The organism is Polaromonas sp. P3_C2 (genome assembly GCF_056402675.1).
Genome location: NZ_JBFUGX010000913.1, coordinates 1 through 1349 on the forward strand (window position 1 = coordinate 1; position 1349 = coordinate 1349).

Genomic DNA, 1349 nt, shown 5'->3' on the forward strand with positions numbered 1-1349 from the left:
GTACCAGGGGCTTGAAGCGCTCTACGCCAAATACAAAGACCGGGGCCTGGTGGTGCTGGGTTTTCCATCCAATGATTTTTCGCAGGAAACAGGCAGCAACAAGGAGATCGCGGACTTCTGCGAAAACACCTTCGGCGTGAAGTTCCCCATGTTCACCAAAACCAGCGTGACCGGAAAAGACGCCAATCCCCTGTTCCAGAAGCTGGCGGCCACAACAGGCACCACGCCGCGCTGGAATTTTTACAAATACGTCATTGCACGCGATGGTGTCGGCGTCACCAGCTTCAACTCCATGGCCGACCCGGCCGGCGGCGCGCTGGTCAAAGAAATCGAAAAACAGCTGGCCATCAAGCCCGCGGCCCGTTAACAAAAATTTACCTGAGGGATCTTTTATTTGCGGGAACTACCCCGCACTTGTGCTCTCATACTTCTGCAAGCGCGATTTGCCTTCACCGGTAGCGCTGGCAAGAGAACAGTTTCATTGTTGCGAAGCCTTCTGAGCCGTCCAGGTTCAGCTGCAATCCCGGGGCGCTCCTCCTCCTCCCTCCCTCCCTCGTTCGCGCCGGGGCGCTTCGCAGCATTTTTATATTCCGGCCCTTTGCCGGGCCAGGGCCAGCACATGCGTTGTGCCCGCCTGAAGTTCACCGCCGATGGCCTGGTGAACTTCCATCGTGATGACCGGGAAACCCGTAAAGCCCCGCAACCGCTATTATTTTGATAGCTGCTTGCGCTCGCTCTGATTAGGTCGGAGGCCATTTTGACGCCTGAAATCAGGCTGTCTCGACCTCAAAACACCTGAAAAGGGCTGCCCAAGAGGCGTTGAAAGAGGCCTTGAGCCTGTTTTTGAACCAATTTCAAACGCGAATAGTAGCCAGGGCCCAATAAAGACGGGCGCAAGCAGCTACCAAATGCATAGCAAATAGCCGGCGGCGTCTTGAGTTTGTATGCGATTTGGTGATTTGGCATCAGCGAGAACATCGGCGAGAAGAGCCGCCTCCTCCACCATTCAGTACCCGCATCAGCCCGGCGGAATGCTTTCCGCAAAGCTGGGCCGCTGCATCAGCTTGTCCTGCAGCTTGGTCAGGTTCGGATACATCTCACGCCAGTTGATTTGCGCAAAACGCAGGTCGAGGTAGCCGAGCGCGCAGCCGACCGCGACGTCGGACAGGCTGAAGTGGATGCCGCTGCAGAACGACTTGTCGCCCAGGCCGGTGCTCATGGCCTTGAGGGTGGCTTCGATCTTGCCCATCTGGCGGTCGATCCAGGCGTCGCTGCGCTGCTTGACGCTGCGGCCGGCCCAGGTGGCTTCGAGGCGCGCCAGGATGGCGGCGTCGATCAGGCCGTCGGCC

At 58.2% G+C, this 1349-nt stretch carries 2 protein-coding genes; one reads left to right on the forward strand and one right to left on the reverse strand.

All coding sequences use genetic code 11. The features are described from left to right. The coding region (locus tag AC1DWI_RS23320; RefSeq protein ID WP_477725936.1) for a glutathione peroxidase at window positions 1–367 on the forward strand (367 nt) is incomplete at its 5' end. Window positions 368–1018: 651 nt separating this feature from the next. Here the strand turns inward: AC1DWI_RS23320 and AC1DWI_RS23325 are convergent. Further along, window positions 1019–1349: glutathione S-transferase C-terminal domain-containing protein (locus AC1DWI_RS23325; RefSeq protein WP_477725937.1), on the reverse strand; the 331-nt coding region annotated here is incomplete at its 5' end.